Origin of the sequence: Petrocella atlantisensis (assembly GCF_900538275.1) — a bacterium.
GTDB classification, from domain to species: domain Bacteria; phylum Bacillota; class Clostridia; order Lachnospirales; family Vallitaleaceae; genus Petrocella; species Petrocella atlantisensis.
On record NZ_LR130778.1, the window covers coordinates 2195632 to 2220642 of the forward strand.

The window sequence follows — 25011 nt, forward strand, 5'->3', positions numbered from 1 at the left end:
GTTTTAAATTTTAATTAATTTTCTTGGAAAGGGCACTTTTGACGTTGACGCCTTTTAGGGCGCCGAGTTGGCCGGTTAGGCTTCCAATCTGGTCCGTTGTTCCATCAACGACAACGGAAATAATGCTAATCTCACGCTGATTGATATTGGGTAGTCCCATCCGACCTACGATAATTTGGTTGTGGTCATGTAAGACTTGATTGATTCGATGGATATCGCCGTCTTTTTCTATAACGACACCCACAACACCTATTCGATTTTCTATCATTTAATTCACCTCGTCCCAGATCATTTTTGCCAATGGAAAGGGTTCCAGTGCTCTATCTAGAATGCCGTGTACATAGGCAATCATAACACCGTAGTTTACAATGGGAACCTGTAGGGATTCTACAGTCTCAAGCCGGTAGGCCATAGCTTTTTTGTTAAGCATACAGGCACCACAATGGATGATCAATGCGTAATCTTTAGCGGAGTCGGTAAAACTTACACCGGAGACATAATCAAAATGTAATTGCTTTCCGGTGATTTGCTTGAGCCATCTTGGAATCTTGACGGTACCGATATCGTCAGATTGCCTATGATGGGTGCAACCTTCTGAGATAAGAACTTTGTCGCCATCTTTAAGGGCTTCAATGGCTTTTGCACCCTTGACAAGTTGTAGAAGGTCGCCTTTGTGTCTGGCAAAGAGAATGGAAAAAGAGGTCATCAGAATATCTTTTGGGGTATCGGCTGCGACCTTCAAAAAGGCTTGTGAGTCGGTGATAACCAGTTTGGGTTTTGTACCCAGTCGGTCCAAAGTCTCCCTAAGTTCATGTTCTTTACAAACAATGGCTATGGCATCACTTTCCAGTATGTCTCTTATGGTCTGTTGCTGGGGTAAAATGAGACGTCCTTTTGGAGCCGCTTTATCTATAGGGGTGACCAAGACGACAAAATCGCCGGGTTGAATCAGGTCACCAACAATTTTGAACTGATCTTCATCGCTTGGAAGAGCAAGACTCATGGCAATTTTTAGTTCCTTAACCCCTTCTTTGGTAATACTTGAAACAGGATAGATGGGGATGCCCATTTCTTTTGACAAGGATTCTAATCGATGGGCATCTAAAGTATTTAAGTCAGATTTATTTAAGACGCCGATTAACGGTATTTTTTTGTCTTGAATGGTTTTGATAAGCTCTATTTCAAATGCATGATTTTTTTGGAGGCTGTCCATAACCAGAACCGCCAGATCGGTTTTGTTTAAGACATCCAAAGTTTTCTGTTTCCTGAGTGCGCCAAGCTGGGTGGCATCATTGAGCCCGGCAGTATCAATTAACATAACAGGGCCAAGGGGGAGAAGTTCCATAGCTTTGTATACAGGGTCTGTTGTGGTGCCACTTACATCAGAGACCAAAGCGATGTCTTGTTGGGTGACGGCATTAATCAGACTGGATTTGCCTGCGTTGGTTTGCCCAAAGAAAGCAATATGTATGCGGTTAGATTGTGGTGTTTGGTTTAAGCTCATGAGATTCTCCTTATGACATGCCGGGGATACCCGGTTTGGTCACTTGCCTGGGATTAAGAATAAGATCAACGGTGGCTTCAGGCATCACTTTGTGCTTTATAAGATAATTTCTAAGGGTCATATCAGCTTCTTTTGCAGCACATGTTAGGGTTGCGGTTTCTTCATAACCAAGGTGATGGATCAATGCTGCGCTAAGTGATGTGGATTTTTCCAGATGCTTTTTACAGTTATCTGCATTGGCGGTTAAGGTCTGAATGCACAACCGATCAAATGAATCCACACTTCGTATAAGTAAGTCCAGTGATTCAAGAAGGGTATCAGCGATTAAGGGCATAAAGGCATTAAGCTCCAATTGACCGAGATAAGCAGCTTGTGTAAGTACAGCATCGTTACCAATGACTTTTAGCCCGGCTTGTAGCACAGATTCGCAGATAACAGGGTTGACTTTACCTGGCATTATGGAAGAACCGGCTTGTAAAGGCTTCATTCTAATCTCATCAAGTCCACCGGCAGGTCCGGATGCCATTAGTCTTAAGTCACTGCTTATTTTGATCATATTGGTGGCACAGGCTTTTAGAAAACCCGAGACCTCAACAAAAACATCCATATTTTGATAGGTGTCCATAAGAAGATCACTACGCGCAATGCCAAGACCGGTCAATTCTCGAAGTAAGTCCGTTACCATATAGATATAAGGCATGGTTGCATTAAGGCCTGTGCCAACCGCGGTTCCACCGATGCCGACTTCTCGAAGTCTTTCTTCAACTTTGTAAATACGCCATCGGTCCCTTGATATGGCTTTTGCATAAGCGGCGAATTCTTGACCGAGAGTGACGGGTAATGCATCCATAAGTTGAGTGCGCCCCAGCTTTAGAACATCTGAAAAAAGTTGTTCCTTTTCTTGTAAGCTTTCTTGTAAAGCAGCCAAATGATCTGCAAGGGCTCTAACCTTGTAGATGGCAGTAATCCTTAAAGCAGTAGGGTATACATCATTGGTGGATTGGGATAGATTCACATGGTCGAGAGGGTGGATTTTTTTGTAATCCCCCTTGGGAAGACCCAACTGTTCAAGGGCTACATTGGCAATAACTTCATTGACATTCATGTTTGTGGAGGTACCTGCACCACCTTGTAAGGCATCGGTTATCAAATAGTTATCGTAGGTACCTGTCATAATAAGGTCACAAGCCATAATAATACTACCCGCAATCTCGGGCTCAAGTGCGCCTGTTTTTTGGTTGGCCATAGCACAGGCCTTTTTTACAAGTACCAGATTATGGACCAAATCCATATGAACTGGGCGACCTGCCAGTGAAAAATTATGAAGAGCCCGATTGGTGTGTATGCCATAGTAGGAAGCCGAATCTATAGAGATAGAGCCTAACTGATCTTTTTCTGTTCGAAAATCCATAAATAACCTACTTTCAATGGTGTAGGGTTAAAGTGTAAGTGAAAAAAGGTATAAGAAAACCCAACCCTGCTGTGTCATGGATACCCACTTCACATAGTGACTGGAAATACTTGAATTCCTTACTCTTAGACGCATCCTTGAGCTTAGAAAATGAATTTATAAGTTCATTGTAAAAGATTATTGGGAGTTTGTCAATAATTTATCAATATTTTTTAAAATCTATTTTTCCATGGACTAAAGAAACATTATTGTTTTTTTATAAAGCTTTTATAACTTTTTATGAACTTATATAGATGTACGTGTTAAAATAAGAAAAAATAGGCCCAAAATAAAGGAGGTGGCTTTGTGGACAACAATCAGAAAAAAGAAACAGAGCAACCGGTGAAAAAGAAACTTGAGATGCCGATGACCAACCAGATTTTTATCAAAACCTTTATTAGGACTAACGGAAATAATACAAACACCACAGAGGAACAGCGCCTTAGGCTTAAAAAATATCTGCTATTTTTAAGATTGTTTCCATTTATTTTTTTACTGGTGACCACTGGGTTTTTCTATCTTCTCTTTTATCTATCAAGATATAATTTCCCTAGATTAATTTTGTCAGGTATTTTCATGGTTATTTTTATCCGTGAGGTCAGCACATTGATTTTTTCTTTTAGGATGCGCAACAATATCTTACGACCACTAGAGCATCTTCAGCAAGCGGTTGATGAGGTGGCAGGCGGCAATTACGGCTATACAGTTGATGATACAGTCCCTACCATGATCAGTGGTCTTTTTCATTCTTTTAATAAAATGAGTGTACAATTAAAAGAAGGACAAGCGGTTAAAGAAAAATATGAGCAAAACCGTAAAGAGCTTATAGCCGGTATATCTCATGACCTTAAAACGCCAATCACTTCCATTCTTGGCTATATAGAAGGTATTAATGAAGGGGTGGCCAATACAGAAGAGAAAATGCAGACATATATGGATATTATTTATAAAAATGCTCAGTATACAAATCAACTCATTGACGACCTTTTTCTTTTCTCAAAGCTAGATATCAATCAAATGGACTATAATTTTGAGCTCATATCCGTCAAAGACTATTTTTTGGATATATTTGTTGAAAAGAAAATAGATTTAGAAGAACAGGGTGCTAAAGTCGTTTATGACATAGATTTGGAAGAAGACTTTGTCATGGCCATAGATTCGAAATTGGTCCATAGGATTGTAAGTAACCTTATTGGCAACGCAGTTAAATATAATGACAAGCCGAATTTGAACTTACGCTTACAAGTTAAGGCCATAGAAGGTAAAGAGCATGGCATTATGGTAAGCGTTTCAGACAATGGCATCGGTATAGATGAAGCCCATATTCATCAGGTTTTTGATGTATTTTATAGAGGTGATGATTCCAGAAGTAAGGATGTGGGTGGTACCGGACTGGGCCTTTCCATATCCAGACAGTTGGTTGAGGCCCATGGTGGCACGATATGGGCAGAAAGCACACCAGGAACAGGTACGACCATACACTTCACTTTATTGGATCAACATAAGGAGGTAAACCATGGCGAAGATATTAATTATTGAAGATGATAAAAACATTGCAAGTCTTGAAAAGGATTATTTGGAAATGAACGGATATGAAACAAAAATAATAGCAGACGGTTTAGAAGGCGTTAAGGAAGCCAGAACCAAAATATATGATCTTATTATTATTGATGTGATGTTGCCTACAATCAATGGGTTTGATATATGTGCTATGATTCGTGATGAGTTAAGCATACCTATGATCATCGTGTCGGCAAGAAATGATGATATTGATAAGATTAAAGGTCTAGGACTTGGTGCAGATGATTATATTACGAAACCCTTTAGTCCCAGTGAACTTATAGCCAGAGTCAAGAACCAGTTGGCCCGTTATGAACGGTTCCTAAAAACCAATGAAGACGGGGTCACCTTAGAGTACCATAACATTGTACTTAATAAGGAAGCTAGAAAAGTGATTATCGGAGGAAAAGAGGTGGCATTTACTGCAACAGAATTTGACATGCTCCAATTCTTCATGAAAAATCCGGATATTGTTCATAGTAAGACCATTCTATTTGATCGTATATGGGGTGAAGATGAATATGGAGACATCGCAACGGTGGCGGTATATATTCAGAAAATCCGAAAAAAAATTGAGAAAAACCCTTCGACACCAAAAATAATAGAAACTGTTTGGGGTGCCGGCTACCGGTTTAATAAGTTTTAGAGTTGGTTGACAAGCTATAATCATAATGTTACATTTAATTAAGGATGTTGAATGTTTATTCAACATCCTTAATTCTAGAATAAGAGGTGTATGATGAAAATAGAGATGATAAAAGAGGCGGCTGACTTACTCGCGGATGTGATTAAGAAGACGCCTTTAATTTATAGTCAGGTATTTAGTACAGAAAGCGGTAATGAGGTATATTTGAAGCCGGAAAACTTACAAATCACAGGTGCTTTTAAGATACGTGGTGCTTATAATAAAGTCAGTCATCTGACAGAACTGGAACGTTCCTGCGGTATTGTAGCAGCATCAGCGGGGAATCATGCCCAAGGTGTGGCTTTTGCAGCAAGCAGGCTAGGTGTTAAGGCAACCATTGTTATGCCCAGTCAGACACCTTTGATTAAAATCGAAGCAACCAAAGAGTACGGAGCTGATGTGGTACTATATGGGGATTGCTATGACGATGCCCAAGGTAAAGCCTTGGAAATTCATAAAGAAAAAGGGGCAACCATCGTCCATCCTTTTGATGATCCTTATGTTATTGCTGGACAAGGAACCATAGGACTTGAGATTATGGAAGCCCTTGAAGATGTGGATATCGTTGTCGTTCCTATAGGTGGCGGTGGTCTTATTAGTGGGATTGCTTGTGCGATCAAAGAAATTAATCCTAAAATACGTATTATTGGTGTTGAGCCAAAGGGTGCACAGACTCTAAATTATTCTTTGCAAAACAACTGTGTGAGTGAGCTTAATGCTGTATCTACCATTGCTGAAGGCGTAGCGGTTAAGAAACCGGGAGAGCTGACCTTCTCCATGGTTAAGCGTTATGTAGATGAGATTGTTGTAGTATCGGATGTGGATGTATTAGAAGCGTTTCTCTTAATGGTGGAAAAAGAAAAGTTAATCGTTGAAAATGCAGGGGTGTTATCTTTAGCTGCGTTAAAAAAACTACCCTATAAGAATAAGAAAATAGTAAGTGTCATAAGTGGTGGTAATATTGATGTGGTGACCATTTCGGAAATGATAAACCGAGGCTTAATATCCAGAGGCCGTCTGTTCTGCTTCTCGGTGGAACTACATGATACCCCTGGTGAATTGTTGAAGATTGCTAAGATACTGGCAGATCACAAGGCCAATGTTATTAAGCTTGAGCACAATCAGTTTAAAACCATTGACCGGTTTATGCATGTTCAGTTGGAGATCACGCTTGAAACCAATGGCCATAAACATGTTAAAGAAATCAAAAAAGCCCTTCGCGATGAAAGCTATCATGTCACGGTAGTTTATTAGCCGTCCGCCATGACGCGGTTAAGTTACTGCCCTGATGGGCAGATATACTTCAAAAGCCCCTAAATACCTTAAAACTTAGGCTCTTTGTCAAATCTTGGGGTAATCCCTATATTGATGAGTCAACCAAGTCTCTAAGTGAAAAAAAGCTTAGGGACTTTTTTAGATGAAGTTAGATGTTCTTTTTACAACCCTAATACAAGCTGGGGATAGAATGAAAGGGGGTTTTAATGGTGGGTCCCATGAAAACCCTTCCACAGTGTGTATGACTACGGCCTCCGGTTGGTGCGTCCTGCACCAAAAGTCGGCGGTCTGCATCCATGCAGACTTGCAAATTTCATAAGAAAGTTTTCACTTAGCATCATGTCTTGAAGACTGACATGATGCATGAAGTTACTTTCTTATGAGCCTAGTCACACACACTGCTTCCAGGAACTTCATGGTCGGTGCTAACTAACATGGTATTATTGGTACCTTTAACTCATCATGTGGAGTATACGATTTTTAAACCTATTGAAATTACGCATACCATATGCATTTCTTTTAAGAACCTTAATCTTATTGTTAACGCCTTCTGTATAGCCATTCGTATAAGGACAAGTAAAGGAGTTAAGAATATACTTTTGCCAGTTTATGATGGTATTCATACACGTTATAAACTCGGGTTCATTCTGTGTTGCTACAAAAACGTACCATTCTTTAAGGCGTTTTAATGCTGTATCCTTATCTGGAGCATCTACAAAGTCATAGAACTTTTCCTTAAGAAGATAAGCTGTCCTAAGCCTTGAGGATGTATCAAGCATGACGCTTACTTGGTCGACTTGCTCATCTGTTAAAAATCGACGTCTTTTTAATAGTAGGTGTCGGCTTCTTTTGAAGTATTTCCTTCTCGTCTTGTAAAATTTTTCTGCTCTTGTTTTCTAACCCGATCAAAGGCCCATGTTATCTGTCTAATCCAATGATACTTGTCTATGACGATTGTTGCATTCTTAAAATAGGTTTCAGCAATATCGCGATAAGGCTGCCACATATCCATAACAAAATAAGCTACTTTATCACGGTTCTTAAAGCGTCTGAAGTAGTCAGAAAGGATATGATGTTCGCGACCAGGCAAAATATCTAAGACCTTTTTATTAACCGGATCAGTAAGAATACCTTGATATTTGCGTCCCGCATTACCCTTAAATTCATCAATAGACAGCACTCTGGGTAAAGAGGTATTGGTATAGTCGATAAATTTAAAGAGTCTAAAAATAGTGGTTATAGAAAGATTACAATGTTTAGCAATATCGGTCATGGAATGTGTAGAACGCATTCTATCAATGACATACTGGACTAAACGCGTAGACATTCTAAAATAGCGAGGAAGAAAAGTATTCTTCTCATAAAACCGCTTATTACAATGATTACAAGTATAACGACGCTTACGATAATGAAACAAAGTATTGAGGCCAAAAGCAGGAGCATCTTTAAACACTTGAAACCTGTAATCATGTACTTTATCGGTCTTTTGATGACAATGGGGGCAATGATGAGTTCTTCTGGGTAATTCACAATAGATGTGTAATGCATCAGGGTCATTTTCGATTTTAGTTACGATTATGTCTTTTAATCCTAACAGTTTTTCGATATAATGGTTATTGAGCATAAGCTTTACCTCCTTGTTGTTTGGTTGTGGTGACTTTATTTTACAAGGGATTTAGTTTATGCTCAACTTTTTTTGTAAAAAAATAAATGTTGAGGTGAATATCTCACCCCAACATTTATTATAGAACCAAAACTTATGGCTATATTATATGGGGGCTTTATTTTTTTGATTTAATGGTTGGCCTTCAATAAAAATGAATAAATGGACTTAAAAACTTTCACTATAATTCTTTAATATATTATGGTAATTAAAAGAAAACTAAAAAAAATAAGGATAGTTTATGAAATTACACTCGAAAATAAGTCCAAAAATCAAGGTTTCAGCTTAAATTATACGTTGACGTTGCATAAATTCACCATTATAGCAAGATAAAGTGCAAAACCGCTTGAAAATGAAAGAAAAAGCGTGTATAATTTCATTATTGTGAAGTCATGGATTCATTTTTAATGTGACCATGATAAAAATAGCTCAAAAGAGCAAAATAGAAAAGGGTGGAAATCATATGAAAAAACTTTTATCATTAGCATTGGTTTTAGTCATCGTCCTTACAACGTTCTTAACAGGATGTGCAGGTAATGATGCTGAACCAACAACACCAGATGCAACAGAAACAGAAACAGGAACTGAGACAGAAGCTTCCGGCGAAGCTGTAAGACTTGGTCTTCTTGCACCAACAAGTGGTGATCTTGCACCATACGGACAAGCGGTTAAGAACTCAGTGGAACTTGCCATTCAAGAAATTAACGCAGCTGGCGGCGTAAATGGCGCTGATGTGGAACTATTCTTCTATGACAACGAAGGTGACTCAACTAAAACCGTTAACCTTTTTAACAAATTAGTAGATGTTGATGAAATCGACGCTCTAATCGGCCCCGTTATCTCAACAACAAGCCTTGCAGTGGCACCTATTGCCAATGAGTTAGGTATTCCAATGATATCACCAACAGCAACGAACAAAGATGTAACACCTGGTCTTGATTATGTATTTAGAGCTTGTTACATTGATCCATATCAAGGTAGCGTTGTTGCAAAATTTGCAATGGACAATTTAGAAGCAAAAACTGCAGCGGTATTTACAAACGTAGGTAGTGATTATTCTGACGGATTGGCAAAAGCCTTTACTGAGACTTTCGAAGCAGCTGGCGGAACCATTACGGATGCAGAAGGGTATACAGATGCTGACAATGATTTTAGTGCAATCCTTACTAAAGTAAAAGCCAATGCACCGGATGTAATTTTTGTGCCTGACTATTTCAATATGGTTGGCGTTATAGCTTCACAAGTACGTGAACTAGGTATTGAGTCTGTATTACTTGGTGGAGACGGATGGGATGGTATTCAAAACGACTATGCGAATGAAGTTGAAGGTTACTTCTTTGCAAACCACTATTCAACAACTGACCCAGATCCAATCGTACAAGACTTTATCGCATCTTATGAAGCTCAATTTGGTGAAACACCAAACGCACTAGGTGCACTTGCTTATGATGCAACCAATGTTATGTTAGCGGCAATTACAGCAGCTGGTTCTACAGAAGGTGAAAAAATTGTTGAAGCACTGAAAGCAACAGATATGCCTGCAGTTTGTGGTTACATTACATTTGATGAGAATGGTGACCCAATCAAAGACATCTCAATTATTACAGTAAAAGATGGTAAATTAGAGCTTGAAGCAAAGGTATCACAATAATCAAAATTATAGTTGAATATTTAAGCATAAAGTAAGATAATAAGGGGGTTATCCCCTTATTATTTTGCGTTATGGATGAATTCAACGGTTTAATGTACGAAACTGTTGGGTGCATCCGCAAAAGCACTAATAAATAGGTTAAGGTGTTAAAACTATATAGTTGAACTTTAACATAAGATATATAGTTACGAACGTATCAACGTAATCTATATATGTTAGGTTAACTAGTGAAACTTAGTTTTCACCCTCTAACCTAATAGGTAAGGTGTTTATAGTTACGAATGTATCAACGTAATCTATAGATTTTATGCGATTAGTGAAACTTAGTTCTGACCCAGTTATTAGCGACTTTGCGGCAGTACTCAAATCAATCTAGGAGGTGTGCTCATGGCACAATTTATACAACAAATTATTAACGGTCTAAATGTGGGAAGCATATATGCTTTGATTGCTTTAGGCTATACTATGGTATATGGTATTGTAAAATTAATTAACTTTGCGCATGGTGACATATTAATGATTGGTGCTTATTTTGGATTTTTTGCATTGGCCACGTTCAATGTACCTTTTGGCCTTGCATTGGTTGTCTCCATGATATTATGTGCATTGGTGGGTATGACCATTGACAGATTGGCGTACAAGCCCCTTAGAAATGCACCAAGGATTTCTGCTCTTATTACAGCACTTGGTATGAGTATGTTGTTGCAAAACCTATTCAGACTTCTTTTTGGAGCACAACCTAGAAGAATGCCTGCAGTTATTGAACTTCAAAGAATTGAGATTGCACCGGGCATAGCTATTTCCAATCTTGCTATTATTACGATTCTGCTTTCTGTAGGTTTGATGTTGCTCCTAGAATTTGTTGTTAAGAAGACAAAAACAGGAAAAGCAATGCGTGCCGTATCGGAGGACAAATCAGCAGCTAAGCTCATGGGTGTTAATGTGGACAAAACCATTTCAATTACATTTGCAATCGGCTCGGCACTTGGCGCAGTTGGTGGTTTGTTATATGCAATCAACTACTATCAAGTTGAACCCTATATGGGTATGATGCCTGGTCTTAAGGCTTTTGTTGCAGCTGTGTTAGGTGGCATCGGTGTTATTCCGGGTGCGATGCTGGGCGGTTTTGTTATTGGATTGATTGAGACCTTGACGAAGGGTTATGTATCGACCACTTGGGCAGATGCTTTTGTGTTTGGTCTCCTAATCATTGTGTTAATCTTCAAACCTGCAGGCATCCTTGGAAAAAATACGAGAGAGAAAGTGTAGGTAATCATCATGGATAAAAAAGTTGTTTCGGGTTATATAAAAAATATAACAGCCATTATGGTTGTTTACGCAATTGTGTTTTATTTGATTCAAATCAAGGTTATTAATAATTATCAAAATGGTATTCTTATTCTGGCCGGAATCTATATTATTGTTGCAGCCAGCTTAAATCTGGCAACGGGCTATTTGGGTCAGTTGGCCCTCGGTCATGCAGGATTTATGGCTATTGGGGCCTATACAGCGGCATTGTTTGCCATTGCAGTCGAATTACCCAAATATGTGGAGCTTGTGGCCGGATTAATCTTAGGCGGTGTGATGGCAGGAATCTTTGGATTAATCATCGGTATACCGGCCCTAAGACTTCGTGGAGACTATCTTGGTATTGTCACCTTAGGTTTTGGAGAAATCATTCGTATTGCTTTGCTTAATCTTTCCTTTACAGGTGGTGCAGCAGGACTTAAAGGTATTCCAAGATATATTAATTTTACTGAAATCTATTTCTTGGTGGTACTGGTGATTGCGTTTTTGTTTGCATTTATACGTTCAAGACACGGAAGAGCCATCTTATCTATCAAAGAGGATGAAATTGCAGCAGAGTCAGTGGGTATTCCAACCACATTTTATAAAGTCTATGGCTTTGTTGTTTCTGCATTCATTGCCGGTGTTGGCGGTGGTGCTTTAGGTTTTTATCAAAGAATCCTTGATCCCAAAAAATTTAATTTTATGTTTTCAGTTGAATTCTTTATTATTGTTGTATTGGGTGGTATGGGTAGTATCACTGGTACCGTTATAGCGGCACTTGCCCTTGCATTCATTAATGAATTCTTATACTCCATTGACGAGCTTAGACTTGTTTTCTATGCATTAACATTAATTATACTGATGATATTTAAATCAGATGGTTTACTAGGAAGAAAAGAGTTCTCACTTATAAAGTTACTCAATCGATTCAGTAAAAAAACTAAAATAGAAAATGCGGACTAGGAGGTAATACCATGAGTTTATTGAAGACGGAACATATAGGTATGACTTTTGGAGGACTTAAAGCCGTATCTGATTTTAGTATAGAAATAAAAGAAAATGAACTGGTGGGTCTCATTGGACCCAATGGTGCCGGCAAAACAACGATTTTTAATATGTTGACCGGTGTGTATGCACCAACCGAAGGTAAGGTTTATCTTGGAGAAACAGTGGTTAATGGGAAAAAACCCTATCAGATTGTAAATCTGGGACTCGGTAGAACATTTCAGAATATACGCCTATTTAAAGAATTGTCAGTTATTGACAATATAAAGATTGCATTTCATAAGGATATGAGTTATAGCACCATATCAGCTGTCTTTAGAGGGAAAAAATTCTGGAAAGAAGAAAAAGAAATTGATATTAAAGCAAGAGAGCTACTTGGTCTTTTCAATATGGAAGAGGATGCAAGCGTACTATCAAGTAATTTACCTTATGGTAAACAAAGGAAGCTTGAGATTTGTAGAGCCCTTGCAACCAATCCAAAACTTCTACTTCTAGATGAGCCGGCTGCGGGTATGAACCCACAAGAAACCAAGGAGTTAATGGAAACCATTGCTTTCATTCGTGAAAAATTTAAAGTATCCATTCTTCTGATTGAACATGATATGAGTCTGGTAATGGGTATATGTGAAAGAATTGTCGTCATAGATTACGGCAGGATGATTGCTGCCGGTACACCGGCTGAGATCAAATCCAATGAGAAAGTTATTGGTGCTTATTTAGGCCAATAAAAGGAAGGTGACAAAATGTTAAAAGTAGAAAATCTGAATGTATACTATGGTGCGATTCATGCTCTTAAAGGGTTATCCTTTGAGGTTAACAAGGGTGAAATCGTTACACTGATTGGTGCCAATGGTGCCGGGAAAACAACTACATTACATACGGTATCAGGACTACTTAAACCGACTGAAGGTAGTATCAGCCTTTTGGATAAGACCATAACCGGTGTAGAGGCTCATAAGATTTTAGGCATGGGAATGGCACAGGTACCGGAAGGGCGCCGTGTTTTTGCAAAAATGACTGTTCAGGAAAATCTTGAAATGGGTGCATTTTTAAGAACAGATAAAGCTGAGATTGAAGAAAGTTATGAAAATATCTATAAGAAATTCCCTAGACTTAAAGAACGTCGTAAACAACTTGCAGGCACCATGTCAGGTGGCGAACAACAGATGTTGGCTATGGGACGTGCTTTGATGAGCAAACCGGATATCTTACTTATGGATGAACCATCCATGGGTCTTGCACCAATACTGGTTAAAGAGATTTTTGACACCATTGTAGAGGTTAACAAACAAGGGGTTACGGTATTGTTGGTAGAGCAGAATGCACACATGGCATTATCCATTGCAGACAGAGCTTATGTTCTTGAAACAGGTAAGATTGTTCTTGAAGGCAATGCAAAAGAATTGTTGAACCATGAGGATGTAAAAAAAGCATACCTTGGATAAAAGGATTATAAGGCGTGTTTTCATTTCTAATGATTCTCTAATGGTAATACCTGCATAATCAGCTATAATAAAGATAAACTATATTTTATTTAGCTGATATTGGAGGAGATGTTATGAACAAAAGAACAGTTATAGGAATCTTAATTCTTTCTGTGGGTTTATTAGCTTTGGCTGGGAGCTTTGGCTATGTTGAAATAGATGGTCTTGTTAGGACTTTTTGGCCGATTATACTTATTGCCATCGGATTAATAAACCTAATAGATGAGCCTAAGAACTATGTTTTTAGTGGAATTATGGCAATTGTAGGAACCTTACTTTTACTTAGAAATCTAGGATTTGAGTATTTTGAGCGTTTACACTTATGGGAAATGATATGGCCACTCGCCATTATTGCCTTGGGTTTATGGATTCTGACTTCAAAAGGACCAAGAGGAATATTTGGGAAAAGTGAAGTGAGTGAGGATATTGTGGAGAATGTTGTACTATTTTCAGGTGCAGAGACCATCAACTTATCCCAGAACTTTAAAGGCGGTAATATTTTCGCCATGTTCGGTGGTGTTGATCTGGACCTAAGAGGTGCAAAGATTGTTGATTTACCTGCTAAAATGGATATTTTTGTCGCTTTTGGTGGTGTAGATCTAAAAGTTCCAGAGGAATGGAAAGTTATGGTAACGGGTATACCTTTGTTTGGTGGATGGGGCAACAAGACAAGGTTGTCGAAAGATCCTAATAGAGAAGTGGATTTGGTTATTAATGGGTTTGCATTGTTTGGTGGGTTTGATATTAAGAATTAGATTTTATGTGGGTCCCATGAAGACCTCTCTGCAGTATGTATGACTACGGCCTCCAGTTGGTGCGTCCTGCACCAAAAGTCGGCGGACAGCTCCTGCTGTCTTGCAATTTCATAAGAAAGTTCTCATTTTAGCATCATGTCTTGAAGACTGACATGATGCATGAAGTTACTTTCTTATGAGCCTAGTCATACACACTGCTTCCGAGAACTTCATGGTCGGTGTTGGTAGTAGGAGATTTTGTGAATAACAAAGGAGCTTTACTGTAGACTTTAGTCTTGCAGTAAAGCTCCTTTTTAATTTGATGCGAATATTTTACTCATTTAGGTTTTGTCGGACGCTTAGAATCTCGTATCCGGAGGCTTCTAGGGCTTTGATGAGTTCATCGGTTTCTGTTGAGGCTAGACGGATGATAATCTCACCTGCATCATCACTGCCGATGTGATCATAATTTGCTACATGGGCGATATTGATGTTGAATTTTTTGATGATACCGGTAATGTCTGCTAGTATGCCTGTCTCGTCTTTGGCTTTTATGGATACACGTGTACCCATCTCACCAACACCGGTTAACTCAAGATATGATTTGAGAATATCGGTACGGGTAATGATGCCGACTAATTTTTTGCCTTCTGTTATAGGTAGAGAATCTACACCACTATTAATTAGAAGTTGTGCTGCATCTTCCATAAGCATATCCGGTGTACCCGTAGGCATATCCTTGATCATGATGTCTTTAACTTTGGTTTTACTGAGTAAATAATTTAGTTCATACATACTAAGTGTTGTGGCTTTTGAAGGGCTAACTTCTGAAAGAAGTTGTTCGGTAACGCAACCAACAAGTTGACCGTCATCTATAACCGGCAATTGTTTGCATCCCTTTTCAATCATAAGTTGAAAAGCTAAATCGATTGAAGCATCCTTAAAAACAGTTACAACATCAGTAGTCATTTGGTTTTTTACATACATAAAAACACCTCCAGTGAATGATTTGTTTCTTAGACTTATTATATGGTTAAGGTGTCAAAACTATATAGTTGAACTTTCGCATACAATATATAGTTATGAATGTATCAACGTAATCTATATATTGTATGTGAACTTAGTGAAACTTAGTTTTGACCCTGTAACCATTATATCATATTATGGTGATGAAAGCACCAATAGTACGGTATATAGAGGAATAAATCCAATAGGTTTATAAAATTCTTGTCTTCACCGGGTTGAACTTGTTTTTTATGACCAAATGGTTTATAATAGCTTATGTTATATGATAATTAAAATCATTCAATAGATATAAAGGAGGTAAGTCATGGCTCAAATTACTAGAGATATGATTATTGGCGATATTATCCGTGTTGATCAAGGTGTCATTCCTATTCTTATGGAAGCTGGTATGCACTGTGTAGGATGTCCATCTTCACAAGGTGAATCCCTTGAGGAAGCATGTATGGTTCATGGTATGGATGTTGATATATTAACAGATGACATTAACACATACTTAAAAGGCCTATAATTGAAAGAAAACCATAGAAAAAGCTGTCATAATTATGACAGCTTTTTTGTGCAAATAATGCATATTTATAAATTGCTTAAGACGTTGATTGCTTGTGTTTTAATAACGATGTCATAATGCTCATCATAGAAATCCAGTTTTGATTTTCTACAATGTATGGCTTCACCATACTCAGATAAGATTCCACGAATGACTTTACAATCTGACTTATAAAGTCCTTCGGATTGCATGCTGAAGATGTATTTTTGTGGTGAATCTGTTTTGTATACACGACTCTGGTCAAAAGGATACTTTAGTAAAAATCTGCTTGCAGTTGTCAAATCATCCAATGTCTCAAATCCATATACAAAAAATGCTGCTATTTTCTCATCTTCTATTGAAGGTTCTTTATGATGTTCTTCCGGATGTATCTCTTCACTGGCTGTTTGTTCTGCAGCTTCTTCTTTTTTCTTGAAGGTGCGAGCACTTGGAATGGACAATCCTGAATATTTATCGTCTAATTCATCTGGGTTATCTACTTTGGTGATAATTAACATAATGCCTTCGGATGATAGAGGGACTGCTTCGATCATCAGGGGTGTATTGCCTGACTCGAAGCCAAACTCAAAGGAAGCTTTTTGCATCATGTCTTTGAATAGTTCTTGAGCTTTTTCCGAACCATATGCAAGTTCGTTGACATTTATGTGTCTGTTTAAGAGTTCTTCCTTGTCGAGTACACATTTTATTTGATTGCTACTTATTTTTTCAATTCTCATATCATCACTTCCTTTTCGAAGGCAACAAATTCGGGTCAGTTACATTCACTACATAGAAAGCAATTCAGCATCTTATACTTATATTATACGATAAAAGTATGGAAAAAGCAAAGCCGAATGTTTTCTCTAAAATTCTAAAAAATGTTCGAAAACAGTTGATTTATACCTACAAATCTGATACTATTTGTTAGGGTTGCTTTTGGTAGCCTACTTGCTATGTTGTTGTGGTATAATTATTATCGGACATAAAGTGTACAATGGCAAGATAAATATTAGGGATTCATTGAAAATTAACACGGGTCTTTGACACTTGCCGAAGTAACTAAAACAGCGAAAACCTTATAACAAGCCTATTTAGGCTTATTTTTTTGTCAAATTCTACTCTTTTCATTTACGTTCTACTACGTTCTATGATATAATATAGGGTATTAGGAGGTGTTGTTATGAGGCTGAAAGTTGTAAATTCTAAAATGTTCAATTATTATATGTCATAGAAACTATTTATGTTGATGGAAAACAAAAACTAGAACCGTCGAAAAACTTGGCAGATATTCTGATTTAGAAAAAGCTAAATGGTGCTAATCCCATAGAGTGGGCCAAAAAGTATATCGAAGATCTTAATCGCCAAGAAAAAGAACAAAAACGTGAGGTTATTATCAAGCTTAGGCAATCCACGCTTATTGATAAAGAGATTCAACGTTCCTACAACGGTGGCTATCTTTTCTTCAACAGATTTATTACCAGTTAGGGCTTCATAAGATTTGTAACGATATTTCTTCAAGGCACAAGTTCACCTATGACCTTAACGGTATTCTCTCTCGTTTGATTTACGGAAGAATTCTTTTCCTTCTTCCAAGCTTTGCACCTTTGAATCTTCTAAACGTCTTCTCGAACAGCCAAACTTTGAATTACAGAACATTTACAGGTCTTTAGAAGTTATCGCTAAGGAATCCGATTTCATACAATCACAGCTTTACAAAACAGTCTAGCAGTTTCTAAACGTAATGATCGAATTCTTTATTATGACTGTACCAACTACTTTTTTGAGATTGAACAAGAAGATGGCCTTAAACAATATGGACCCTCCAAAGAAAACCGTCCTAACCCTATTGTAGAAATGGGCTTGTTTATGGATGGAGATGGTATTCCTCTCGCTTTTAACATTCACAGTGGCAATACCAATGAGCAGGTGACTCTAAAGCCTTTAGAAAAGCAAATTATCGAAGACTTCAAACTATCCAAGTTTGTTGTATGTACTGATGCCGGCTTATCTTCAAATGCAAATAGGAAGTTTAATAATATAAATGGACGTTCTTTTATTACAACTCAATCCATCAAAAAACTTAAGCAGTTTTTAAAAGAGTGGGCTTTAGAACCAACTGGATGGAGGCACAATGATTCCAAAGAAACCTTTGATTTAAACCTGTTTGATGAAAATGAAAGTCTTTGTGAGCAATATAAGAATATGACCTTTTATAAAGAGAGATGGATTAAAGAGAATGATCTTGAGCAAAACTGATTGTCACCTTTTCTCTTAAATACCGTTATTATCAACGTCAGATCAGAAACAAACAACTTGAACGTGCCACAAAACTCATTAGCACTAACCCAAAAAGTATAGGTAAGAAAAGACAAAATGATTATAAACGATTTATCGCTTCCACCAATGTTACAAGTGATGGTGAAGTTGCAGAAGAGACACTTTACCATCTTAATTCAAATACTGTTGCTGAGGAAAGTATCTATGACGGCTTCTATGCAGTATGTACTAACCTTGACGAAGATGCTTCTGAAATAGCTAGAATTAACCACCGACGTTGGGAAGTTGAAGAATGTTTTAGAATTATGAAGAGCGAGTTTAAAGCAAGACCTGTTTATCTTCAAAGAGACGACCGTATAAAAGCGCATTTTACAACCTGTTTTCTAGCACTTGTTTTATATAGATATCTGGAGAAAGACCTAGACAACCAGTTTACAACGAACGAAATCGTCGGCCAGTTAAAGGATATGAACTTCTATTGCGTTCCTGGACAGGGTTTTATTCCGACCTATACACGTACTGATTTTACAGATGCACTACATGATACCTATGGATTTAGAACAGACTATCAGATTGTCAGCGACAAAGAAATGAAAAATATATACAAAAAGACTAAAAAGTAAAAAAAAAGTACGCAAAAATTAATGACATATAAAAAGCTTGAAGCCCCTATTTATAAGGGATTTCAAGCTTTTTCTGTTTCACAACTGTCAAAGACAGGAGTATGGAAAAAGCAAAGCCGAATGTTTTCTCTAAAATTCTAAAAAATGTTCGAAAACAGTTGATTTATACCTACAAATCTGATACTATTTGTTAGGGTTGCTTTTGGTAGCCTACTTGCTATGTTGTTGTGGTATAATTATTATCGGACATAAAGTGTACAATGGCAAGATAAATATTAGGGATTCATTGAAAATTAACACTTTGGTCACGCTATAGAAATATATGTACATCAAATTGTGTTTGAACAATTCAAATTAAGATATAGGAACGAAAGGGGCTGTTGACATGTCTGCAAAAATAATTATCGGCGCACAATGGGGCGACGAAGGTAAGGCCAAGATCATTGACATATTATCAGAAGAGGCTGAGGTGGTCGTACGTTCCCAAGGTGGAAACAATGCCGGTCATACCGTAGTTGTTGGCGATGAGGTCTATAAGTTCCATCTTATACCTTCAGGAATACTGTATAAGGGTACAAAATGTATCGTAGCCAATGGTGTGGTCATAGATCCAGAAGGTATTTTAGAAGAAATTGACCATATTCATGAAAAAGGCATTTCAACAGATCAGTTGAGTATCAGTGACCGTGCACATTTGGTTATGCCTTACCATAAGATTTTAGATGGTATAAAGGAAGATCATAGGGGTGATGGTGACATTGGAACAACCAAAAAAGGTATTGGACCATGCTATATGGACAAAGCAGAACGTTCCGGTATAAGAGTCTGTGACTTATATAATGAAGAAGTTTTTAAAAAGAAGGTCCGAGAAAATGTTTTAATCAAGAACAAAATAATCAAATATGTCTACGATCAAGAGATTCAAGTAGATGCTGAAGAAATTATAGAGACTTACCTAGAGTATGCCAAAAGACTGAAAAAGTATGTAAAAGACACGACTGTTGAAGTTTTTGAAGCCCTTAGTAAGCAACAAAAAGTACTATTTGAAGGTGCTCAAGGTACATTGTTGGACATTGACCTTGGGACTTACCCTTATGTTACATCCTCTCATCCTGTAACCGGTGGTGTTTGTGTGGGATCAGGTATAGGACCTACTGCCATTGATGAATGTATCGGTGTTATGAAAGGCTACGTTACGCGAGTTGGAAAAGGGCCTTTCCCGACAGAATTATTTGATGCAGTAGGAGACAAGATTAGGGACGTAGGTCACGAGTATGGAACGACTACCGGTCGTCCAAGAAGAGTGGGCTGGTTTGATGCGGTTATCGGAAAATTCGCTGTTAGAACAAGTGGATTGACCAGTATAGCACTTAACAAAATAGATGTTATGGCTAATGTAGATGTTGTAAAAATCTGTGTAGCTTATAAAAAAGGCGATGCAGTTGTCAAAGAATTTCCTGCAAGTCTTGAAGATTTAGCTCTATGTGAGCCAATCTATGAAGAACTATCCGGTTGGGGTCCAATCGATCACATTAGAAAATACGAAGATTTGCCTAAAGAAGTGAAAACATATATTCAAAGATGTGAAGAACTTTGCGGTGCCAAGATCACCATGGTTGGTGTTGGACCGGATCGAGAACAAAACATATATATTAACTAATTATGAGGCTGCCAATTTGGCAGCCTTGTTTGTATTCTTTAGGAAAGCCTATGCTATGTTAACGCGTTGAAGTGTCGCATTAACCATCAAGGAAATCTTTCCTGCCGGTACAATTTGCTTTGCAAAGCGAGGCGTAGCCTCTTTGTTCTTTATTAGGAAAGTCCTACTTTCCTAATAAACAAGGAGTATATTTTTTAGGGCATAAAAAATAAACCTTGGATATATTCAAGAATAAATCATTTATTATATTCGTACTTTATACCACGAACACCGATATATAATTTAGGTGTCATAGTACCATCACAAACTTGGCAATCAGGTTGTGGTGGAGTTGATGGATCTAGACCATCAAAAATATTGTCTTGCTCTAATTCTTCTACAATGAAACGCGGAACCCACAAAGAGTAGTTACATTTAGTACAGATAAATTCAACGAGATCATCATTTTTAGTAAAGCCTTCTAAAATATTCATTATTAATTAACCTCCATAATTATGCTAAGCACTATTATAAAGCTGAGGAGGCGGTTTATCAAGAAGGTGGGTTTTAGAAGTAGCAAAAATATTTAGAAGTTTCATTGTATTACCACATTGGCACCTGAGTGGATCGATACCAAAATGAAGAAGTAGACGTGCACGCCAATGAGAATTTTATTTGAAAAATTTACGTTTAGATGCAGTCATAAGTAAAAATAGCTTAGAAGAATGTTTATATTTTTTGGCATATAACCCGTAATAACGAATCATTTTAAACTGCTCATCAGGAATATGAACTATTAGACGTTTAAAAAAATCAAAGACATGTATCTTTTCAATTACTTTTTCATTATCTTCATGACGATTATAAAAAAAAGTTACGAATTCACCATCATAATCAAGAATTCTGGACTGAGCCATAGCTGGTCTGCCAGTATACCTAATAATATATTTAATTGAATCAACAAAATTAGAAAGCATGTTAGATTTAGCATAGACATAAAAGCCAGAAGGATAAGTTTTGAATAAGGAAGTCTTAAGTTTATAAAAAGAATCTCCTAGATAACGATGTAGTAAGTCAAGTAAAGTAGTTTGCCAACGTTTACGAAGCATAGTGAAAGGGATGTGAGGTATTTTACGCCAAACAGTTTTATTACCAGAAGCACCCTCAGTAATAAGCATATGAATATGAGGATTCCATTTAAGGTCACGGCCAAAAGTATGAAGTGTAGAGATAAAACCAGGCTTGAAAGATTCAGATTTATTAATGGAGTAAAACCAAGCATGAATAGTTGCAGCAGAAGCATGAAAAAGAAGATGAAGTAAGGAACGATCCTTGCGAAAAAAAGGGCGAAGTTCTTTAGGGATGGTAAAAACAATATGACGATGTTCACACTGAATAAGTTTGGAAGATATAGAAGCAGCTCTGTCTTGAATGTATTTGGCACCACAAGAATTACAAAAACGACTTTTACAAGTAAATGGAACATGCTTTATTTTGCCGCAATGGTCACAAAAATAAAGAGCATGACCCATGGAAGGATCACCACAATTAATGATTTTACTGACATTATGTAAAATAGCGGGACGTAGAGGATAACCTAGAGCAACAAAATCATCCCAACGGTCTGAAAAAATATCTTTTATCTTAAAAGATTTACTGTTCATAACATCACCAATAATGTTATAACAAAAAATCATCAATAAAACAATATAAAATGAAGAAGAATGTTAAAAAAGCCAACTCACGTAAAGAGCCAGCTTTTTAACGCGTTCGTTAGAACGCTTTTCTTGTTGCACTACCAATACAACTGACGTATAATGGAATAACGGTTAAGGTGTTAAAACGCTATCGTTTTGAGCCTTTAACTTTGGCAGAATATGTAAGAGTGAAAGAGGTATAAGATGCTGTTTATCATAGGTCTTGGTAACCCAGGAACAAAGTTTAATGGAACCCGTCATAATATTGGGTTTGAAGTTATAGAAAGATTAGCATATGATTATCATATAAAGTTAGACCGCAAAAAACACAAGGCTTTTGTTGGTCAAGGTGTCATTAAGGGTGAAAAAGTCGTATTGATGAAACCTCAAACCTATATGAATTTAAGTGGTGAAGCTATTGCTGATGTTCTTGGCTTTTATAAGGAAACACCGGATAAGATTATCATCGTTTATGATGATACCAGTCTAGATGTGGGAAAGCTAAGAATTCGGGAAAGAGGAAGTGCTGGCGGTCATAATGGTATCAAAAATATTATTGCCCATATGAAAACTCAGGAGTTCATTAGGATTAAAGTAGGGGTGGGCGAAAAACCACCGGGTTGGGATCTGGCTGATTATGTCCTTTCTAGATTTGATGAACTAGAAATAAAAACAATTCAAGCATCCATAAAAATGTCAGCAGATGCAGTAGCTATGATATTGGACGTCGGTGTAGAAAAAGCCATGAATCATTATAATAGTAGAAAAGCAGGTGAATAAGATTGAGAAAGCATATTGGAACCTTACTCATTATTATTGGTATCGTGATTATAACGGTGCCACTTGTGGGAAGATACATAGCAAATCAAAGACAAGAAGCCCTAATGGCAGACTTTCTTGAGCAAAGTTTAATGATAGAAGATACAGATAGCTATGATGACCTAAGTGCATCATTAGAGTGGGGCGTACAAGAAGAGAATCAAGAGGACTTATCAGAATCAATTGAAGTTACAGACCCTTCATCCCCTATAGAAGTTTTAGAGGAAGAAAATGGTACAGAGGGTAATCTTGAGGAACCGGTTATCATAAAACAACGACCTAAGGCTGTGGCTATTCTTGAAATTGATAAAATAGACATAAAATTACCAGTTGCTGAGGGTGTCGATCTTGCGACCTTGAAATTTGCACTCGGACATATGCCAAAAACAGCTCCACTTGGCAGTGTGGGAAATGCCGTTGTTGCTGGGCATAGAAGCCATAGTTTTGGTACGTATTTTAACCGTTTGGATGAAGTGGCAGTTGGTGATACCATAAAAGTAACAACAGGTGGACAAACATATACCTATGAAGTGTATGAAACACTTATTGTTGAACCGGATGACTTATCAGTTTTAAGAGGCAGTAGTAATCACAAAGTGATTACGCTAATCACATGCCATCCCCTGTATACATCCACCCACCGTTTGATTGTTCATGGTGTTATAAAATAATAAAATACAGAAAAATAGGTCTAAAGAATCATGCAAGTAGGCATTAAGTAGTGAATTATTAACAAAGATTGCATTCTATAGACCTATTATGCTATAATATACTCAAGATTAATATAGCTTATGATTTTGGTGCTTTTCACCGATAATAGCAAACCATTCGAAAGGATGGGACGCAAAGCCAAGGGCCTTCTGCACAGCAGGTGGTAGCCGGTTGCCGAAAGGGAAGTTTTTTTGTACCCTCAAAGCATGCATTATTCAGGTGATACAACACTTCAAAATAAGCTTTCAACGATACCGCAAACCATTCGAAAGGATGGGACGCAAAGCCAAGGGCCTTCTGCACAGCAGGTGGTAGCCGGTTACCGAAAGGAGAGTTTCAAATGAAGAAGGTTGTATTTTTTATTTTTTCAGTGATCTTTCTCTTTCTCATATCTGAAACAACAACATTGGCCTCATCGACAGTAGATGTGGATTCAAGTCAAGTTAATAATGGTATAGTAAGGGTTAAATTTAATACAGGAACAACAAAAAAGGTGAAGCTGCTTATATCAAAAGGTGAGCAAAGGGTTCAATATAATCTGTCAAATAGTGAGGCTTATATCGGATTTCCGTTGCAACTCGGAGATGGCACTTATACCGTAGGAATTTATGAGAATACAACGGACAGCAAATACAGAGCAGTCCACACAAAAAGCTTTTATGTGACCATCACAGATGTGAAAAAAGTCTATTTAAACAGTGTTCAAGAAATCAGTTGGCGGCAAGACAGTCAAGCTGTTTTGCTTGCGGGAAGACTTCTACAAGAGGCAACCTTGAAAAAGCAACAAAGTCATAAAAATACGACGGTTCAATTATCAGAGCGAGAAAAGGTAAATGTGCTTTATAATTATGTCGTCAACAATATATCTTATGACTATAATAAAATAAAAACCTTGAACTATAATTATTTACCCAATATAGATCAAACAATACTTGACAAATCCGGTATATGTTATGATTATTCCGCTTTGCTAGGGGCTATGTTGAGAAGTCAAGGTATACCAACCAAAATGGCTAAGGGCTATACGACATGGACAAGTGTTTACCATGCTTGGAATGAAGTGTACTTGGCAAGTGAAAACCGATGGGTTGTCGTTGACGCTACATATGATGCTTATATGAAGAGAAACAATCAACTCTACGCGTTTGAAAAAGATACCACTGTGTATCAAAAAGTGAAAGAACTCTAGAACCAAAGCAATTCGCAGCGGTAATAGATTCTGATAAAAATTTTTGGCCCTAGCCTCTTAGTCAATCCCTCATGAACTAAGAGGCAATTTTTTGTCCTTTTTTAAAGTGGGTCTTTATGGGATCACTTCCAAGGTTGTTTTTACCGTTTTTATAAAGTATAATGAAGTCAAAGTATATAGGAAAATTCATGATGTCTTAGCCG

The 25011-nt window shown here is 37.5% G+C and carries 21 protein-coding genes, 2 pseudogenes and 2 riboswitches; of the genes and pseudogenes, 15 read left to right on the top strand and 8 right to left on the bottom strand.

Annotated features, from left to right (window positions below; genetic code table 11):
• Positions 1-10: 10 nt before the first annotated feature.
• The 3 genes from PATL70BA_RS10210 to PATL70BA_RS10220 are packed head-to-tail and all read right to left on the bottom strand — an operon-like array spanning position 11 to position 2915.
• Positions 11-268 carry a TM1266 family iron-only hydrogenase system putative regulator gene (locus PATL70BA_RS10210; RefSeq protein WP_330509852.1) on the bottom strand — a complete coding sequence of 86 codons (258 nt, stop codon included), beginning with the start codon at positions 266-268 and terminating at the stop codon, positions 11-13.
• Positions 269-1504: a [FeFe] hydrogenase H-cluster maturation GTPase HydF gene (gene hydF, locus PATL70BA_RS10215; RefSeq protein WP_125137260.1), complete on the bottom strand. Its 1236-nt coding sequence runs from the start codon at positions 1502-1504 to the stop codon at positions 269-271.
• A 10-nt stretch (positions 1505-1514) separates the two neighbouring features.
• A complete protein-coding gene (locus PATL70BA_RS10220; RefSeq protein ID WP_125137261.1) occupies positions 1515-2915 on the bottom strand; it encodes an aspartate ammonia-lyase in 1401 nt (466 codons plus the stop codon).
• Positions 2916-3260: 345 nt separating this feature from the next.
• Between PATL70BA_RS10220 and PATL70BA_RS10225 the strand changes: the two genes are divergently transcribed.
• The 3 genes from PATL70BA_RS10225 (at position 3261) to ilvA (ending at position 6453) form a co-directional block, all read left to right on the top strand.
• Entirely contained in the window at positions 3261-4493 is a 1233-nt protein-coding gene (locus tag PATL70BA_RS10225; protein ID WP_125137262.1) for a sensor histidine kinase, read from the top strand.
• A complete protein-coding gene (locus tag PATL70BA_RS10230; protein WP_125137263.1) occupies positions 4471-5160 on the top strand; it encodes a response regulator transcription factor in 690 nt (229 codons plus the stop codon). The genes PATL70BA_RS10225 and PATL70BA_RS10230 overlap by 23 nt, the downstream gene beginning before the upstream one ends.
• A gap of 90 nt (positions 5161-5250) precedes the next feature.
• Positions 5251-6453 carry a threonine ammonia-lyase gene (ilvA, locus tag PATL70BA_RS10235; RefSeq protein WP_125137264.1) on the top strand — a complete coding sequence of 401 codons (1203 nt, stop codon included), beginning with the start codon at positions 5251-5253 and terminating at the stop codon, positions 6451-6453.
• A gap of 473 nt (positions 6454-6926) precedes the next feature.
• Here the strand turns inward: ilvA and PATL70BA_RS10245 are convergent.
• Positions 6927-8098, bottom strand: a pseudogene (locus PATL70BA_RS10245) (ISL3 family transposase).
• Positions 8099-8600: 502 nt separating this feature from the next.
• Between PATL70BA_RS10245 and PATL70BA_RS10250 the strand changes: the two are divergent.
• The 6 genes from PATL70BA_RS10250 (at position 8601) to PATL70BA_RS10275 (ending at position 14322) form a co-directional block, all read left to right on the top strand.
• Positions 8601-9788 (top strand): ABC transporter substrate-binding protein, encoded by a 1188-nt coding sequence (locus PATL70BA_RS10250; RefSeq protein ID WP_172596201.1) that lies wholly within the window; start codon positions 8601-8603, stop codon positions 9786-9788.
• Between the two features lie 387 nt (positions 9789-10175).
• Positions 10176-11057, top strand: a complete 882-nt coding sequence (locus tag PATL70BA_RS10255; RefSeq protein WP_125137268.1) for a branched-chain amino acid ABC transporter permease — start codon at positions 10176-10178, stop codon at positions 11055-11057.
• A gap of 9 nt (positions 11058-11066) precedes the next feature.
• Positions 11067-12041: a branched-chain amino acid ABC transporter permease gene (locus PATL70BA_RS10260; RefSeq protein WP_125137269.1), complete on the top strand. Its 975-nt coding sequence runs from the start codon at positions 11067-11069 to the stop codon at positions 12039-12041.
• 11 nt (positions 12042-12052) lie between these two features.
• On the top strand, positions 12053-12811 hold the full coding sequence (locus PATL70BA_RS10265; RefSeq protein WP_125137270.1) for an ABC transporter ATP-binding protein: 759 nt from the start codon (positions 12053-12055) through the stop codon (positions 12809-12811).
• A gap of 15 nt (positions 12812-12826) precedes the next feature.
• Positions 12827-13528 carry an ABC transporter ATP-binding protein gene (locus PATL70BA_RS10270; protein ID WP_125137271.1) on the top strand — a complete coding sequence of 234 codons (702 nt, stop codon included), beginning with the start codon at positions 12827-12829 and terminating at the stop codon, positions 13526-13528.
• 113 nt (positions 13529-13641) lie between these two features.
• The gene (locus tag PATL70BA_RS10275; RefSeq protein ID WP_125137272.1) at positions 13642-14322 is read left to right on the top strand and encodes a LiaF transmembrane domain-containing protein; all 681 of its coding nucleotides are present in this window, start codon (positions 13642-13644) and stop codon (positions 14320-14322) included.
• A gap of 312 nt (positions 14323-14634) precedes the next feature.
• On the opposite strand, the gene PATL70BA_RS10280 is transcribed toward PATL70BA_RS10275, so the two are convergent.
• Positions 14635-15288 carry a CBS and ACT domain-containing protein gene (locus tag PATL70BA_RS10280; RefSeq protein WP_125137273.1) on the bottom strand — a complete coding sequence of 218 codons (654 nt, stop codon included), beginning with the start codon at positions 15286-15288 and terminating at the stop codon, positions 14635-14637.
• Positions 15289-15631: 343 nt separating this feature from the next.
• Here PATL70BA_RS10280 and PATL70BA_RS10285 point away from each other — a divergent pair, with 343 nt between their 5' ends.
• A complete protein-coding gene (locus tag PATL70BA_RS10285) occupies positions 15632-15835 on the top strand; it encodes a DUF1858 domain-containing protein (RefSeq protein ID WP_125137274.1) in 204 nt (67 codons plus the stop codon).
• 65 nt (positions 15836-15900) lie between these two features.
• On the opposite strand, the gene PATL70BA_RS10290 is transcribed toward PATL70BA_RS10285, so the two are convergent.
• Positions 15901-16590, bottom strand: a complete 690-nt coding sequence (locus tag PATL70BA_RS10290) for an adaptor protein MecA (RefSeq protein ID WP_125137275.1) — start codon at positions 16588-16590, stop codon at positions 15901-15903.
• Positions 16591-17033: 443 nt separating this feature from the next.
• Between PATL70BA_RS10290 and PATL70BA_RS17230 the strand changes: the two are divergent.
• Both PATL70BA_RS17230 and PATL70BA_RS10300 read left to right on the top strand, forming a co-directional pair.
• Positions 17034-18753 (top strand): annotated as a pseudogene (locus PATL70BA_RS17230) (IS1634 family transposase).
• Positions 18754-19138: 385 nt separating this feature from the next.
• Complete coding sequence (locus tag PATL70BA_RS10300) at positions 19139-20413, top strand: adenylosuccinate synthase (RefSeq protein ID WP_125137276.1); 1275 nt, start codon at positions 19139-19141, stop codon at positions 20411-20413.
• A gap of 236 nt (positions 20414-20649) precedes the next feature.
• On the opposite strand, the gene PATL70BA_RS10305 is transcribed toward PATL70BA_RS10300, so the two are convergent.
• Positions 20650-20886, bottom strand: coding sequence for a hypothetical protein (locus PATL70BA_RS10305; RefSeq protein WP_125137277.1), 237 nt, complete (start codon positions 20884-20886; stop codon positions 20650-20652).
• Positions 20887-21063: 177 nt separating this feature from the next.
• On the bottom strand, positions 21064-22056 hold the full coding sequence (locus PATL70BA_RS10310) for an IS91 family transposase (protein WP_172596202.1): 993 nt from the start codon (positions 22054-22056) through the stop codon (positions 21064-21066).
• A gap of 237 nt (positions 22057-22293) precedes the next feature.
• On the opposite strand from PATL70BA_RS10310, the gene pth reads away from it, so the two are divergent.
• The 3 genes from pth (at position 22294) to PATL70BA_RS10325 (ending at position 24808) form a co-directional block, all read left to right on the top strand.
• Positions 22294-22869 carry an aminoacyl-tRNA hydrolase gene (gene pth, locus PATL70BA_RS10315; RefSeq protein ID WP_125137279.1) on the top strand — a complete coding sequence of 192 codons (576 nt, stop codon included), beginning with the start codon at positions 22294-22296 and terminating at the stop codon, positions 22867-22869.
• Between the two features lie 2 nt (positions 22870-22871).
• Entirely contained in the window at positions 22872-23579 is a 708-nt protein-coding gene (locus tag PATL70BA_RS10320; RefSeq protein WP_125137280.1) for a class D sortase, read from the top strand.
• Between the two features lie 137 nt (positions 23580-23716).
• Positions 23717-23798, top strand: a riboswitch (cyclic di-GMP riboswitch).
• 66 nt (positions 23799-23864) lie between these two features.
• Positions 23865-23946: riboswitch (cyclic di-GMP riboswitch) on the top strand.
• A gap of 13 nt (positions 23947-23959) precedes the next feature.
• Positions 23960-24808, top strand: coding sequence for a transglutaminase-like domain-containing protein (locus PATL70BA_RS10325; RefSeq protein ID WP_125137281.1), 849 nt, complete (start codon positions 23960-23962; stop codon positions 24806-24808).
• Positions 24809-25011: the final 203 nt, after the last annotated feature.